General features: G+C 68.9%; 9 protein-coding genes and 1 pseudogene. All 10 read right to left on the bottom strand.

Annotated elements, in window-relative coordinates; genetic code table 11:
- Window positions 1-95: 95 nt before the first annotated feature.
- The 10 genes and pseudogenes from gatB to ACZYZE_RS09005 all read right to left on the bottom strand — a co-directional run bounded on the left by gatB (window position 96) and on the right by ACZYZE_RS09005 (window position 13,594).
- Entirely contained in the window at window positions 96-1,601 is a 1,506-nt protein-coding gene (gene gatB / locus ACZYZE_RS09050; protein ID WP_459319709.1) for an Asp-tRNA(Asn)/Glu-tRNA(Gln) amidotransferase subunit GatB, read from the bottom strand.
- Window positions 1,601-3,166: an Asp-tRNA(Asn)/Glu-tRNA(Gln) amidotransferase subunit GatA gene (gatA, locus tag ACZYZE_RS09045; protein ID WP_459319710.1), complete on the bottom strand. Its 1,566-nt coding sequence runs from the start codon at window positions 3,164-3,166 to the stop codon at window positions 1,601-1,603. The genes gatB and gatA overlap by 1 nt, the downstream gene beginning before the upstream one ends.
- Window positions 3,167-3,170: 4 nt before the next feature.
- Window positions 3,171-3,467 (bottom strand): Asp-tRNA(Asn)/Glu-tRNA(Gln) amidotransferase subunit GatC, encoded by a 297-nt coding sequence (gene gatC, locus ACZYZE_RS09040; RefSeq protein ID WP_056432749.1) that lies wholly within the window; start codon window positions 3,465-3,467, stop codon window positions 3,171-3,173.
- A gap of 189 nt (window positions 3,468-3,656) precedes the next feature.
- A pseudogene (locus tag ACZYZE_RS09035) lies at window positions 3,657-3,923 on the bottom strand (citrate:proton symporter); the annotation flags it as partial.
- Between the two features lie 111 nt (window positions 3,924-4,034).
- Window positions 4,035-4,538: a GNAT family N-acetyltransferase gene (locus ACZYZE_RS09030; RefSeq protein WP_463907396.1), complete on the bottom strand. Its 504-nt coding sequence runs from the start codon at window positions 4,536-4,538 to the stop codon at window positions 4,035-4,037.
- Window positions 4,539-4,627: 89 nt separating this feature from the next.
- Window positions 4,628-5,470, bottom strand: coding sequence for an inositol monophosphatase family protein (locus tag ACZYZE_RS09025; RefSeq protein WP_463907395.1), 843 nt, complete (start codon window positions 5,468-5,470; stop codon window positions 4,628-4,630).
- Window positions 5,467-7,761, bottom strand: a complete 2,295-nt coding sequence (gene ligA / locus ACZYZE_RS09020; protein WP_463907394.1) for an NAD-dependent DNA ligase LigA — start codon at window positions 7,759-7,761, stop codon at window positions 5,467-5,469. Before ligA ends, ACZYZE_RS09025 begins: the two co-directional genes overlap by 4 nt.
- A gap of 119 nt (window positions 7,762-7,880) precedes the next feature.
- Complete coding sequence (locus ACZYZE_RS09015) at window positions 7,881-8,144, bottom strand: hypothetical protein (RefSeq protein WP_459319714.1); 264 nt, start codon at window positions 8,142-8,144, stop codon at window positions 7,881-7,883.
- Between the two features lie 231 nt (window positions 8,145-8,375).
- Entirely contained in the window at window positions 8,376-12,821 is a 4,446-nt protein-coding gene (locus ACZYZE_RS09010; protein WP_463907393.1) for a type VII secretion EssC family protein, read from the bottom strand.
- A complete protein-coding gene (locus tag ACZYZE_RS09005; protein WP_463907392.1) occupies window positions 12,818-13,594 on the bottom strand; it encodes a hypothetical protein in 777 nt (258 codons plus the stop codon). The genes ACZYZE_RS09010 and ACZYZE_RS09005 overlap by 4 nt, the downstream gene beginning before the upstream one ends.
- Between the last annotated feature and the right edge of the window lie 9 nt (window positions 13,595-13,603).

Here is a 13,603-nt window from a genome sequence, read left to right as displayed (position 1 = left end):
TTAACCCAACTGGCTCGCAGCAGGGGCCGTTTTGGGGGCTCAAAACGGCCACAACTGCGAGCCAGTTGGGCAGGTCGGGGGCGTCAGCCTTCGACTTAGCCTTCGACGCCGAGGCGCTCCAGGATCAGCTCGCGGACGCGGCCGGCGTCGGCCTGGCCGCGGGTGGCCTTCATCACGCCGCCCACGATCGCGCCGATCGCCTGGATCTTGCCGCCACGGATCTTGTCCGCGACTCCGGGCTGCGCGGCGAGGGCCGCGTCGATGGCCTCCAGGAGTGGGCCGTCGTCGGAGACCACTGCGAGGCCGCGCTTGGCCACGATTTCCGCCGGGGTGCCTTCGCCGGCGAGGACGCCGTCGAGGACCTCGGTAGCCATCTTGTTGTTGATCTTGCCGTCCTCGACCATCGTGTTCAGTTCCACGATGGTGGCCGGTGCGACGCCGAGCTGGCCGGGGTCGACGTCGGCGATTTTGGCGCGTCCGACGATCTCGCCCATCCACCATTTGCGGGCCACCGTGGCGGTGGCGCCGGCGGCGATGGTTTCCTCGATCTCGTCCATAACGCCGGCGTTGACGACGTCACGGAACTCCAGGTCGGAGTAGCCCCAGTCGGCCTGCAATCGTTTGCGGCGGGCAGCCGGCGGCTCGGGCAGCGTGGCCCGGAGCTCCTCGACCCATTCGCGCGAGGCGACGATCGGCACCAGGTCCGGTTCCGGGAAGTAGCGGTAGTCATCGGCGTCGGACTTGGGCCGGCCCGAGGTGGTGGTGCGGGTGTCCTCGTGCCAGTGGCGGGTTTCCTGGATGATGGGCTCGCCGGCGTCCAGCACGGCGGCGTGCCGCTGGATTTCGTAGCGGACGGCGTGTTCGACGGCGCGCAGCGAGTTGACGTTCTTCGTCTCGGAGCGGATGCCGAAGCGTTCACGGCCGTGCGGGCGCAGCGAGACGTTGGCGTCGCAGCGGACGTTGCCGCGTTCCATCTTCGCGTCCGAGACGCCGAGGTTTTTCACGATCTCGCGGACGGCGGCCACGTAGGCCTTCGCCAGCTCGGGTGCGCGGCTGCCGGCGCCCTCGATCGGCTTGGTGACGATCTCGACCAGCGGCACACCGGAGCGGTTGTAGTCCACGAGGGAGTAGTCCGCGCCCTGGATCCGGCCGGTGGCGCCGCCCATGTGGGTCAGCTTGCCGGCGTCCTCCTCCATGTGCGCTCGTTCGATTTCCACGCGGAAGATCGTGCCGTCGGAGAGCTCGACGTCGAGGTAGCCGTCGTACGCGATGGGCTCGTCGTACTGGGACGTCTGGAAGTTCTTCGGGGTGTCCGGGTAGAAGTAGTTCTTCCGGGCGAAGCGGCAGGTCTCGGCGATCTTGCAGTTAAGCGCGAGGCCGATCTTGATCGAGGACTCGATCGCGGTCTTGTTCACCACGGGCAGCACGCCGGGCATGCCGAGGTCCACCTCGTTGACATTGGTGTTGGGCTCGTCGCCGAAGACGTTCGGCGCGGAGGAGAACATCTTGGTCCTGGTGTTGAGCTCCACATGGACCTCGAAGCCCAGGACGGGATCGTACTTCTCCATCGCCTCTTCGAAACTGAGGGTTGCATCAGACATTAGTGGGAACCTCCGTGGCTCGCGACGGCGTCATTAAGGGCAGAGTCCGTCAGTGAAGGAGCACGGTCCAGCAGCGGGCCGCCCCACTGCGCCTCGAGCAGGGATTCGAGGACCGCGCCGACCCGGTACAGCCGGGCGTCCCGGCGGGCCGGGGCCAGCAGCTGGATGCCGACCGGCAGCCCGTCCTCGTCGGCCAGGCCGCCAGGCAGGGACAGCCCGGGGACGCCGGCCATGTTGGCGGGGATGGTGGCGACGTCGTTGAGGTACATCGCCAGCGGATCGTTGAGCTTCTCGCCGAGCTTGAACGCCGTGGTGGGCGCCGTCGGGGAGATCAACACGTCCGCCTTGGCGAACGCGGCCTCGAAGTCGCGCTGGATCAGGGTGCGCACCTTCTGGGCCGAGCCGTAGTAGGCGTCGTAGTAGCCGGCGCTCAGGGCATAGGTGCCCAGGATGATGCGGCGCTTGACCTCGTCGCCGAAGCCGGCGGCGCGGGTGGCCGCCATGACGCGTTCAATCGTCATCGGGCCGTCTTCGGGGAGCACCCGCAGGCCGTACCGGACGCCGTCGAACTTGGCCAGGTTGGAGGAGGCCTCGGAGGGCATGATCAGGTAGTAGGCGCCCAGGGCGTACTTGAAGTTGGGGCAGGAGACCTCGACGATTTCTGCGCCGGCGCCCTTGAGCAGCTCGAGGGATTCGTTGAAGCGGTTCTCGACGCCGGCCTGGTAGCCCTCGCCGTGGAGTTCCCTGATGATGCCGATCTTCATGCCGTCGACGTTGCCGATCGAAGCGGCGGCAACGAGGTCCTCCAGCGGGTCCGGCAGCGAGGTGGAGTCGCGCGGATCGTGCCCGCCGATGACCTGGTGCAGCAGGGCGGAGTCCAGCACCGTGCGCGAGACCGGGCCGATCTGGTCCAGCGAGGAGGCCATGGCGATGGCGCCGTAGCGGGATACCCCGCCGTAGGTGGGCTTCACGCCCACGGTGCCGGTGACGGCGCCGGGCTGGCGGATGGAGCCGCCGGTGTCGGTACCGAGGGCCAGCGGGGCTTCGAAGGCCGCGACGGCGGCAGCGGAACCGCCGCCGGAGCCGCCGGGGATCCGGTCCAGGTCCCACGGGTTGCGGGTGGGGCCGAAGGCGGAGTGCTCGGTGGAGGAGCCCATCGCGAATTCGTCCAGGTTGGTCTTGCCCAGGATCGGCATCCTGGCGGCGCGCAGCCGTTCGACGACGGTGGCGTCGTAGGGGCTGTACCAGCCCTCGAGGATCTTCGAGCCGGCCGTGGTGGGCTGGCCAATCGTGACGATAAGGTCCTTGACGGCGATCGGCACACCGGCGAGGGTGTGCAGCTCGTCGGCCGCGGCGCCGCCGGCGGCGCGGATCGCGTCCACCTCGGCTGCGACGGCGAGCGCCTCGTCCGTGTTGACGTGCAGGAAGGCATGGACCTGGCCGTCGACGGCGGCGATGCGGTCCAGGTGCGCCTGGGTAACCTCGACGGCGGAGACTTCGCGGGCGGCCAGCTTGCCGGCGAGCGCTGCGGCAGAAGAGCGGATCAGTTCGTTGTTGTCAGTCATGTTCTTAGCCCTCATCCAGGATTGCCGGGACCTTGAAGCGGCCTTCATAGGCGTCGGGGGCGCCGGAGAGTGCCTGCTCGGCCGTGAAAGTGTGGCCCACAACGTCTTCGCGGAACACATTCGTCAGCGGGATCGGGTGGGACGTTGCCGGGACGTCGTCACCGGCGGCTTCGCTGACGGACTTCACCGAATCGACGATGACGGCGAGTTCGCCGGCCATCCTGTCCAGCTCTTCAGCACTCATCTCGATGTGCGCGAGACGCGCGAGATGCGCGACGTCGTCGCGGTTGATCGCAGCCATGGATCTCCCCTGCAGGTTCGGATTATTTTCCGTCCCAGTCTACGTGTCCCAAGGCCTGCCGCCGTCCGGCGCCGGGAGGGACGATCCGTTGGCTGCCCGCCCGTCCCACCAAGCAACGCGGGGTCACTTACGGCCCATCCGGAGGGCCGGAATGGGCGGTAAGTGACCCCGCGTTGCTCTGTCCGGGTGCTAGCCGATGCCGATGGCTCCGGTGAGTACTCCCACGGCGAGCATAACTAGGGAGATTACGGCGGTGCGCCAGAGGACCTTTTTGTGGTGGTCGCCCAGGTCCACCTTGGCGAGGGAGACAAGGAGCAGGATCGCGGGGACCAGGGGGCTCTGCAGGTGGAAGGGCTGGCCGGTGATCGAGGCCCGGGCCATATCCGCGGCGCTGACCCCGTAGTGGCCGGCGGTTTCGCTGAGCACGGGGAGGACACCGAAGTAGGAGGCGTCGTTGACATCCAGCTGCGCTACGGCACCACCGGGCGGCCCGAACACCGCTACGGGCTGCCGCCGGCCGCAAACGGCTGAGCTGCGCCCGGGAAAAGACGCGGCCGGGAAGATCGGCTAGACGTCCTGCCGGTACACGAGCAGTTTGATGTCGGTGTCCGGCACTACCCAGTCGCGCTCGGGGGCGCGCTGGAATCCGGTCTTGAGATAGAGTCCGTGGGCGCTTTCCCAGGTCAGGCCGGTGGTCAGCGCCACGGCGCGGATACCGGGCAACGACCGGGCATGGTCGAGGATGGCGTGGACCATGGCTTTGCCTGCACCACTGCGCTGGACGGCCGGGTCCACCACGAGCATCCGGAATTCCAGCTCGTCGCCCTGGGCGATGTCCGCGTAGGGTTCGCCGGCGACGGCCAGGGTTACGGAGCCCACGACGCGGCCCGCGCGTTCCGCCACCCAGATGGTGGCGTGCGCAGCGCGCAGGTCCACGTCCTGAATCTGCCGCATGTACGGGTGGTCGGCGCTCGCAAAGTAGCCCGCGGCCAGATAGGCGTCCCGGGTGATGCGCGCGATGGCGTCGTAGTCGGCCGGAGCTGCGGGGCGGATGAGGATCTGGGGATGCACCTGTCCATGCTACGGGCGGGTACGCCGACGGGATCACGGAACGGCGCTTTCCGTGACTGAACTATCAGAACGGGCCTGACTGGCCAGTGTCAGAGCGGGAACTTACCGGAGAGTTCCAGCGTCGCGGCGCAGGTCCACGCCGAGAGGCGTTCGTCGTCGGACGGGCCGCCGGCCAGCGGGCTGGTCAGCCGCGGACGGCGCACCCAGCAGCCGGCCTCCTCGGCGATCAGGGCGCCGGCGGCGAAGTCGTGCTCGTTGAGGCCCCGTTCACCGTAGGCGTCGTGGGTGCCGTCCGCCACGAGGCAGAGGTCCAGGGCGGCGGAGCCGAGCCGGCGGACGTCGGCGAAGCCGTCCATGAGGCTGCCCAGCCCGGCGGCCTGTTCGGCCCGGACGGCCGGGTCGTAGCTGAAGCCGGTGGCCAGGATCTGCCCGGTGCGCCCCGCGGCCGGTCCGAACAGCTGGGTCCGCCGCCCCTGCTCCTCGAGCCAGGCGCCGTTGCCGCGTGAGGCGTAGTAGGTCCGGCCCAGGGCCGGGGCGTTGACGACGCCGGCCTGCCAGACGCCGTCGGGATCGGCGACCGCCACGGAGGTGCCGTAGTAGACGATGTTGCGGATGAAGTTCGTGGTGCCGTCGAGCGGGTCGACGGACCAGCGGTAGCCGCTGGGCGACGCCGGAAGGACGGTACCGCCTTCCTCGCCCGTAATGGTGTCGAACGGCCTTGCCGCGGTAATGACGTTCCGCACGGCGGTTTCCGCGGCGAGGTCGAAGGCGGTGACCCAGTCCCCCGAGTCGCCCTTGTTGCTGACGTCCAGCCCGGCCGTGTTCCGGCCGGCCAGGACGGCCGCCCCGGCCGCTGCCGCCGTCCGCGCCAGTTCCAGCAGCGCGGCCAACTCCGGCCCGGCGTCCAGCGGGGCGGTGGGATCGGCGCTCATTCGGTCACCACTTTCTGGTGGTCTTGGTCGGCATCCTCAAGAGCGCCGGCGTCGGCGTCGTTCTGGTCGGCTGATTCCCCGGAGGCGTCCCCCGCCCCGTCCCCCGCCCCGCCCGCCGGGCCGTTGGCCAGCAGTGCGCGGAAGCCATCCTCGTCCAGGACCGGCACGCCGAGCTGTTCGGCCTTGTCCAGCTTGGTGCCCGCGTTCCCGCCGGCCACCACATAGCTGGTGTTCTTCGAGACCGAGCCGGCCGCCTTGCCGCCGCGGATCAGGATGGCTTCCTTCGCCTCGTCCCGGCTGAAGCCCTCCAGACTGCCGGTCACGACGATGGTCAGTCCCTCCAGCGTGCGCGGCATGGACGCGTCGCGCTCGTCCTCCATCCGGACGCCGTCGGCCGCCCAAGTGTCCACGATCTCGCGGTGCCAGTCCTCGGCGAACCATTCGGTCAGGGCAGCGGCGATCACCGGCCCGACGCCGTCGACGTTGGCGAGTTCCTCTTCCGATGCCTGCCGGATGGCGTCCATGCTGCCGAACGCGGTCGCGAGGGCGCGGGAAGCCCGCGGGCCGACGTGCCGGATGGACAGCGCCACGAGCACGCGCCACAGCGGCTGCGTCCTGGCCTTTTCCAGTTCCCGGAAGAGCTTGACCGTGGTGGCCGTCGGCTTCGACGGGGTCTTGGCGGTGCCTTTGCTGTAGAAGTACGGCACCAGCTCGAACTCGCCGGTGGCCACCCCCTTGGACCGCTTTTCCCGCCGGATCCGTACCTCGGCGAGGTCGGCGGGGGCGAGCCGGAAGAGCTTCGCTTCGGTGGTCAGCGGCGCATTTTCCGGCTCGGCCGGCTGGGTCAGGGCGATGGCCGCTTCCCAGCCGAGGGCCTCTATGTCGAAGGCGCCGCGGCCGGCGAGGTGGAACACGCGTTCGCGCAGCTGCGCCGGGCAGGAGCGGGAGTTGGGGCAGCGGATGTCCACATCCCCCTCCTTCGCCGGGGCCAGGGGCGTGCCGCAGGCGGGGCACTCAGTGGGCATCACGAAGTCGCGGACCGGCGGGTCCTGCTGGTCCCGCAGGGCCAGGACCGGCCCGACGATTTCCGGGATGACGTCTCCGGCCTTGCGCAGCACCACGATGTCGCCGATCTTCACGCCCTTGGCCTTGACGACTTCCTGGTTGTGCAGGGTGGCCATTTCCACGGTGGAGCCGGCGACTTTGACGGGTTCCATCACGCCGTACGGCGTGACGCGGCCGGTGCGGCCCACGTTGACCGCGATGTCCAGCAGCTTGGTGTGGACTTCCTCCGGCGCGTACTTGTACGCAACGGCCCAGCGCGGCACCCGGGAGGTGTAGCCGAGGGCCCGCTGGGTGGCGAAGTGGTCCACCTTGACCACAATGCCGTCGATTTCGTGGCTGAGGCTGTGCCGCTTGTCCCCGTAGCGGGTGATGAATTCCAGCACGTCCTTGAGCCCGGGCAGGACCTCGAAGTACGGGCTGGTGGGCAGCCCCCACTCGGCGAGCTGGCGGTAGGTGTCCGATTGGCTGGCCGTTTCGAGTCCTTCGCGGGCGCCGATGCCGTGCACGTACATCCGCAGCGGCCGTTTCGCGGTCTCCGCCGGGTCCTTCTGGCGCAGCGAGCCGGCGGCGGCGTTGCGCGGGTTGGCGAGCGGCGCCTTGCCGGCCTCGATCAGGGCCTCGTTGAATTCGGCGAAGGCCTTTGAGGGGATGAAGACCTCGCCCCGGACCTCCATCTCGGCCGGGAAGCCGTGGCCGTTAAGCTGCTGCGGGATTTCCTTGATGGTGAGGACGTTGTGGGTGATGTCCTCCCCCGTGGTGCCGTCGCCGCGGGTGGCGGCCCGGATCAGCACGCCGTCGCGGTAGAGCAGGTTGACGGCCAGGCCGTCGATCTTGAGCTCGGTCAGCCACGCCGCCGTCCCGTTGCCGAGTTTGGCGATGTTGGCTTCCGCCTTGGCGACCCAGGCCTCCAGCTCTTCGAGCGAGAAGACGTCCTCGAGGCTGTACATGCGCTGCAGGTGTTCGACGGCGGCAAACGCCGCGGACACTTCGCCGCCCACCTCTTGGGTGGGCGAATCGTTGGCCACGAGTTCCGGGTGCAGTGCCTCGATCGTTTCCAGCCTCCGGTAGAGCTCATCGAACTCGGCGTCGGAAATGATCGGCGCGTCCTCCTGGTAGTACGCGAAGCGGTGCCTGCGCACCTGCTCAACCAGGTTCTCGTACTCTTCGCGGATGTCCTCGGACGGGGTCTGTGTTTCGGTGCCTGCGGCAGTCTTCCCTGTGCTCACAGACCTATCCTGCCTTAGATCGCCGACATTGTCCGGTCAGGATTGTGGGCCCGGGACGCCGGAGTTAAACAGCCTTGGCCCGGACACTGCTGCGTCCGGGCCAAGGCTGTGATCTCCGTCTAGCGCGAAGCGCTTTCCTGCTCGGACGCGTTGCGGCTGGCCTGCTTGCCGGCCTCCTGCAGCGCCTGGGAAACCTTCGCCAGCGACGCGACGTGCTGGCCGTTCCACTCACTGCGGAACTTGTCCGCGTCCGGGCCCTTCCAGTCGGTGCCCTCGAGCACCTTGGTCAGCAGCGACTTCTGCTTGTCGATCTCCGACGAACCAGCCTGCAGCTTCGTCCCAAGAGTCTTGAGCTGAGCAATGTCTGCACCCCAAATAGCCATACGAAAATCTCCTCAATAATAGAAACGGACCCGATCCAGGCCGGCGTCCCCCAAACGGCCCCCGGCTGTTCCGGAAGATCCAGTGCCTAGAACCTATCCCGCCCGGCAAAAAACTGTCGATGGGCACCGCTCCCCATCCACCCGCCGTCGGACCCAACTAACTCGCAGCAGGGGCCGTTCTGAGCCTCCAAAACGGTCCCTGCTGCGAGCCACTTGGGAGGGACAGGGTGGTTAGTTCCGGTTTTCCGGCGGCAGGGCGATCTGGAGCTTGCGGACCTTGCCGCGGCCCACGATGTAGCCGCGGCCCGGGATGAAGTCGGTGCTGATCCGGCCCAGCGGGGTGCTGAGCAGGCTGTCGCCTTCGATGTCGCCGGGGTTAAGTAGCAGCCCGCGACGGCCGGATTTGAACGGCTGGGCGAGGGACCAGGCCGAGGACCAGGTGGAGGTCTCGGATTCGCCCACCACCCACTGTTCGGCCTTGATGGAGGCCGTGACGAGCCGCTCGATCCCGGACTCCGCGCCGGTGTCAGTGAACTCGGTCAGGCCCTCGATGAAGATCGCCAGCTTGCCCGGCGTCCCCGTCGAGTAGTCCACCAGCCCGTCGATCGCTTCCTCGACGTCGTCCGCGCCCACCACGGAACGGTCCCAGATCTTGAGCGCCGCCGCGGCGGAACGCCGGGAGCCGACGTAGATCAATTCGACGCCGGGGTTGGACCGCCGCAGTGCGTACGCCAGGGTCACCAGGGCCACGGTGCGGCCGGAGCCCGGCGGACCGGCGAGCAGGAGCGGGCCCTTGGCCAGGATCTCGGCCGGCTGGAGCGTCTCGTCGTCGACGCCGATCACCGGCAGGTCCGGGCTGCCCGCGGGCAGGATGTCGAGGTCGATCTGGTCCGGCAGGCGTTCGATCTGCGGGGCGCGTTCCACACCCTGGCGCAGCATGGCCTCGCTGAGCTTGTGCACCTCGCGGGCCTGCACGGCCAGGTTGGAGTTGCCGCCGAGGACGGCGAGCTGCACCTCGAGGTTGCCCAGCAGGCCCCGGCCCGGAGGCGAGGCCTGGCCCAGGACGTCCTTGGGCACGTCCATCGACAGGTAGTCATCCTCGGAGGAGAGCCGGAGCACCAGCCGGCGCTGGATCGAGGCCAGCAGCGACGCCGGCACCGAGTTGGGCCGGTCCCCGCTGACCACGAGGTGGATGCCGAGCGGCCGGCCGTCCGTGGCGAGCTGCAGGAAGATGTCCCACAGCGCCGAGAGCCTGCTGTATTCGTAGGCTTCGCGGAAGGCGGACATGCCGTCCACGAGCACGAAGATCCGCTTTTCCTCCGGCCGGTGCGCCAGTGTGCGGTACTCCACGATGGTGGACGCGCGGACTTCCGAGTACCGTGCCGAACGGTCGTCGGCGAGCTCGCGCAGCCAGCGCAGCAGCCGGCCGACGCGTTCGACGTCGTCGCCGTTGATGATCTCGCCGACGTGCGGGAGCTCGTCGAGCATCTTCAGCCCCGAGGAACCGCAGTCGATGCCGTAGACGTTGACCGGGCCGCCGCGCGGGGTGACCGCGGCGGCGATCGCGATGCCTCGCAGGGCCGCGGACTTGCCCGAACCGCCGGTGCCGTAGACGGCCATGTTGCCGTCCCGGTCCGGCTCGTAGAACACCGTGGGCTGGTCCTGGTGCGCCGGGTCGTCCGCCACACCGAGCAGGAGCCGCTCATCGGTGCGGGGGTTCGGCAGCCGGGAGAAGTCGTAGCTCGTGGCCAGTTCGTCCAGCCAGGGTTTGCGCGGCGGCTCGATGGAGAGCACATCGGCGGCCTTGATGATGTTGGCCGTCATCCGGGCGATGTCGTTCAACCCGGCAGGTTCTTCCTTGACCGGAGTCTCGGGCGCCGGGGCGGCCCAGGCCGGACCGGAGCCGAACGCCATCTCGACGATTTCGATCTGCGGCCGCTGCGGCTTCTCCGTGGTCCAGCCGCCGGCGTAGCCGGTCTGGAAGCCCTGGATCCGGCCGGGGCCGGTCTTCGCCGCGCCCCGTCCTGGAATCGACGGGTCGAAGTAGGCGGCGGTGGGCACACCCAGGATGTCGATCGCGTCGTCCTCATCGGCCATCCGCAGCGCCACCCGCAGGTTGGTGTTGGCGCGCAGGCTTTCCTTGATCACTCCGGCCGGGCGCTGGGTGGCCAGGATCAGGTGCAGGCCCAGGGAACGGCCGCGGGCGGCGACGTCCACGACGCCGTCGACGAACTCGGGCACTTCGGTGGCCAGGGCAGCGAACTCGTCCACGATGATGATCAGGTACGGCGGCGCTTCGGGGTCCGCCTCGCGCTGGAGTTCCAGCAGGTCCTTGGCCTTCTTCCGGTTGAGCAGGCGCTCCCGGTAGTGCAGCTCGGCCCGGAGCGAGGTCAGGGCGCGGCGGACGAGGTGCTGGGAGAGGTCGGTGACCAGGCCCACGGTATGCGGCAGCTGCAGGCAGTCAGCGAACGCGGCGCCGCCCTTGTAGTCCACGAACAGGAAGCTGACCCGGTCCGGGCTGTAGGCCGCGGCCATGCCCATCACCCAGGACTGCAGGAACTCGGACTTGCCGGCGCCGGTGGTGCCGCCGACCAGGGCGTGCGGACCCTCGTTTTTCAGGTCGAGGTAGAGCGGTTCGATGCCCTTGGACCCGACGAGCGCCCGGAGAGTGCCGTTGTCCTTGCGGTTGGGCACGGCGGAGGCGCGGACCGAGTTGTTTTCGGTCCAGCGCTCGGCCACGGCGGCCGGGTTGTCCAGGAAGTCCTTGCCGATCAGGGTCGCATAGGAGACGGCGCGCGGCAGGTCCGAGTCATCCTCCAGCGGCTTGCCGACGTCGACCACCGGCGAGAGCATGCGGGCCAGCTGGGCGGCGAGTCCGGCGTCGAGGCTTTCGCAGCTCACCGGGAAGGTGTGCCGGGCAAGCCGGACCTGCCCGGTGGTGGTGCCGTGTTCGCCGTCGACCGCCATGAAATCCCGGCACGCGGCCGGAAGCTGCTGGACGGAGGTGGCCACCCACATGACGTGCACGCCGGAGTCCGGGCCGCGCTCCAGCATCCGGGTGAGCCGGCCACGGTCCACCGGGGCGTCATCCTCGACGACCACCAGGACGGCGGGCAGCAGCGGCGCCGGAACCTCGGCGGAGAGCGGGTCGACGCCGGGCCGCAGCACCGGGCGCTGCCCCGGGGCGGCCGCCTCGCGCGTCTCGATCAGGTCCTCGAGCCGGGACAGCAGGGCGGACCCGCCCGCGGGTCCGGAGGCAAGGTGGTCGCCGCTGAGCGGGCTGTGGCCCGAGCCCACGTGCGGGAGCCACTGCAGCCATCCCCAGCGTTCCCTGGACTGCGCCGAGGTGATGGCAGTCAGGACCACTTCCGCGGGCGAGTGCAGCCCCACGAGCTGCAAGATCATGCCGCGCGCCACGTCGTCCACCAGGCCGCGGGAGCCGGCGAGCCCGAAGGAACCGGCGGAGCGCAGCTGCGAAACAACCGGCACCCCCTCGACATCCCGGAACTGCGCCATGCACTCCTGGATTTCCTGCATGTACTCGGCTTCGGTGTCGTTGCTGTTCGGCTCCTCCAACAGGATCCGCGACGGCGAGGTGCCCAGGCCAAACCGCAGGCCCAGGAAGCCGGCGTGCTCGGGACGGTGCGTCCAGAGCAGCGGCCCCAGCTTGTAGATCGAGTCCACGGTGTCGCTGACCGAGGGCGCTTCCTGCAGCCGGACCGAGCGTTCCACATTCTGCAGCCGCGTGATGTCCTGCCGGAACGCGGCCATCGACTCGCGGAACTGCTTGAGCTGCTGCTTGCTCTCCCGCTTGGCCTGCAGCTTCTGGTCCACGTAATGCCCCACGATGAACAGCGGCATCATCATCATGAACACCACAGAGAGCACGTTCTGGGTGACGGCGAACAGGATGCCGCCCATCATGAGCGGCGCGAGCAGCATGATGTACGGGAAGGCGTGGGGATCCTGGCGCTTCGGCCCGGCCGGCAGCATGCGTTTCTGCGGCTCGAAGCGCGGCACCACACGGGGCGAGCGGTTGAAGTCGATCAGCGGGGAGTTCGGGGCCGAGCTGTGCCCGGTGCCAAGCGAGACCACGGAAACGGTGGTGTCGCCGAGCGTCACGGTGTCCGAGGAATTCAGCGTGGCACGGCTGACGGGGAGCCCGTCCATCAGCAGGCCGTTGGCCGAATTCGTGTCCACGATCTCCACCGTCTCGCCCACCGTGATGCGGGCGTGCCGCTTGGAGGTGAGCGGGTCCGTCAGCCGGAGGTCGACGTCGTGGTCCCGGCCGATGTAGCTGGTGCCCGACGGCAGCGAGAATTCGCGTCCGACGTCGGGGCCGGACAGCACGCGCAGCGTCGCCGCCGCAGGACCCCGGTTCGCGCCGGGCGTCCCGAACTGTTCACTCACCTGGGTCAGGGACACGATGGACCCCGGGCGCAGCCCGGATTCCAGCAGGTTGTCCTTGCGGTCCAGGATGCTGCCCTTCATGCCTCCGGCGGCGAAGGCCTCCTCAATGCTGAGGGACAGGGTGGACGGCGGCGGGGTCCCCCGCCGTGCCGGGTCGGCCGCCCAGAGCTGGGTGGCGATGTCCGCAACGGTGGCGAGCCCGTCCACGGTCACGGCAAGGTCTTTGGCAGCGGCGGGGTCGCGGCGCAGCGTCAGTCGGATTCTCACGCTTCGTCGGTTCCGTTCAGTTCTTTGGCGGCGTGCTTGTCAGCGCGCTTTTCAGTGCTGTGCTTTTCAGTGCTGTGCTTTTCAGTGCTGTGCTTTTCAAGCAGGTGCAGGTCAGCGGCCGTCACCAGGTGCGAGGTGACGGCATGTTCCACGAGCCGTGCGCGGCGGTTGGTGGCGAGTTTCCCGCCGCCGCCCCGCAGCCCGGCCACGCCCACCCTGTCGAGCTTGTCGCACACGTTGTCCAGCTTTCGGTTGAACCGGGTCAGCGCCCAGCCCAGTGTCCTGGCGGCGTCCGCGGATGAGGGGATGGCGCTGAAACCGGTCCCGTCGCGGCGCAGCATGGGTTCGGCGAGGGCCACGATCAGGGCCTTCTGCGAGTCGGTGAAGACCACCGGGCCGATCGTGGTGTCCCCGCCGCTGTCCTCGTCCCGGACTTCCTGCCGGAACGCGGGCGTCCGGAGGTGCACGGCGAACTCGTACGTGGTGGGGCCGGCGGTGAAGATGACGTTGGTGTGGCTGAAGACCAGCGGGATCCGGGCGCCGGGCGAGAGCCAGGCCTGCATCCCGCCGGAGGCATCGGCGATGGTCGCGCAGAGCATGCTGCCGACGTTGTTAAGCCACCAGATGCCGTCATACCGCGCAATCTGCAGGAACTGCCGGTGCAGGTACGGGTTGTCGTCCACCTCGAGGTCGCCTTCGCGGCCGATGCTGAAGACGTCCTCGTCCGAGGGCTCATGCCACTCGCCGCAGAAATCTATTGCCAGATCCCCCATCAGACGTGC

The organism is Pseudarthrobacter woesei, assembly GCF_055412745.1.
Note: the sequence above shows the minus strand (reverse complement) of the source record. Positions and strands in the feature narration are given on the sequence as shown.

Excerpts from the sequence above, each read along its gene's own strand:
- gatB (WP_459319709.1), bottom strand. The coding sequence starts at position 1,601 with ATGTCTGATGCAACCCTCAGTTTCGAAGAGGCGATGGAGAAGTACGAT.
- gatA (WP_459319710.1), bottom strand. The coding sequence starts at position 3,166 with ATGACTGACAACAACGAACTGATCCGCTCTTCTGCCGCAGCGCTCGCC.
- gatC (WP_056432749.1), bottom strand. The coding sequence starts at position 3,467 with ATGGCTGCGATCAACCGCGACGACGTCGCGCATCTCGCGCGTCTCGCG.
- ACZYZE_RS09025 (WP_463907395.1), bottom strand. The coding sequence starts at position 5,470 with ATGAGCGCCGATCCCACCGCCCCGCTGGACGCCGGGCCGGAGTTGGCC.
- ACZYZE_RS09015 (WP_459319714.1), bottom strand. The coding sequence starts at position 8,144 with ATGGCTATTTGGGGTGCAGACATTGCTCAGCTCAAGACTCTTGGGACG.
- ACZYZE_RS09005 (WP_463907392.1), bottom strand. The coding sequence starts at position 13,594 with ATGGGGGATCTGGCAATAGATTTCTGCGGCGAGTGGCATGAGCCCTCG.